The sequence below is a fragment of the Noviherbaspirillum agri genome, from assembly GCF_054780595.1.
Genome location: NZ_BAAGWA010000044.1, coordinates 1 through 860 on the forward strand (window position 1 = coordinate 1; position 860 = coordinate 860).

Here is an 860-nt window from a genome sequence, read left to right on the forward strand (position 1 = left end):
CCGCGCACGCTGTTGTGGATTGGCAGCGTCGGCTTCATCGGCTTCTACCTGAAGGCGCAGCCGAGCATCACGCAGATCATGACCTGGTTCCACTCGCTGATCCACCAGTGGCGCTGGGAACTGTTCCTGTCGGACCCGTTCATCTTTATCTTCTGGTGGTTCATCTTCCTCACGATGTTCATCTGGGGCCGGGGACTGTTCTGCGGCTGGATCTGCCCGTTCGGCTCGCTGCAGCACCTGGCGTACAAGCTGGGCCAGCTGATCGGCTTGAAGCGCTTCCAGAAGCTGCTGCCGATGGCCGTGCATGACAAGCTCAAGTGGCTCAAGTACGTGATCTTCGCGGTGCTGCTCGGGATCTCGTTCTACTCGATGGAACTGGCCGAGACGCTGGCCGAGGTCGAGCCGTTCAAGACCACGTTCCTGGTCGGGGTGTGGAACCGGTCGTGGCCGTTCGTGCTGTTTGTGGCCGTGATCCTGGCGATCTCGATCCTCAGCGAGCGGCCGTACTGCAAGTACATCTGCCCGCTGGGCGCGGGTCTGGCGATTCCGACCAAGTTCCGGCTGTTCGGCTTGAAGCGCAAGAGCGAATGCCAGACCTGCCATGCGTGCGCGGCCGGCTGCGGCTCGCATGCGATCGATGCCAAGGGCAGGATCGACCAGAAGGAATGCCTGCTGTGCCTGGACTGCATGGTGCTGTACTACGACGACCATGCCTGCCCGCCGCTGGTGAAGGAGCGCAAGCACCGCGAGCGCGAAGGCCTGCCGCTCACCGCCATCGATGCGAAGGGCTATTTCATTCCGCTCGAGAGCGTGCGCCGCAACCTCTCCGAGAAAACGGCTGAGCTGGCGACGAAGGCGGG

1 protein-coding gene is annotated in these 860 nt (G+C 62.6%); it reads left to right on the plus strand.

Annotation, left to right across the window (positions count from 1 at the left end; genetic code table 11):
- Positions 1 to 860, plus strand: an 860-nt coding sequence (locus ACYVIA_RS22270; protein WP_460844498.1) for a 4Fe-4S binding protein, incomplete at both ends; no start/stop codon positions are given.